Origin of the sequence: Pseudomonas persica (assembly GCF_900291015.1) — a bacterium.
Lineage (GTDB): Bacteria > Pseudomonadota > Gammaproteobacteria > Pseudomonadales > Pseudomonadaceae > Aquipseudomonas.
Map to the genome: position 1 here is coordinate 1 of NZ_OLKL01000318.1, position 244 is coordinate 244.

Genomic DNA, 244 nt, shown 5'->3' on the forward strand with positions numbered 1-244 from the left:
TTCCTGCATCGCCGGCGACATGCCGAAATCGGGCTTCGCGGCGAACGCGCAGGCCAAGGTCGCGGCGATGGCGCTGCGCGTCGATCTGCTCGGCGCGCGCGCCTTCCAGCCGCGCTTCTTCAACACCTGCTGGTCGCTGATCGAGCCGGGAGATTGCGTCAAGGTCGGCGGCGTCTATGTGCCCAAGGACGGCAAGATCGCCACGCTGCAAGGCTTCGTCTCCAAGCTCGACGAAAGCCACGAC

Annotated in this window: 1 protein-coding gene; it reads left to right on the forward strand. The window is 66.4% G+C overall.

The features are described 5' to 3' along the window. Positions 1-244: FCSD flavin-binding domain-containing protein (locus tag FQ664_RS26720; protein WP_178091124.1), on the forward strand; the 244-nt coding region annotated here is incomplete at both ends.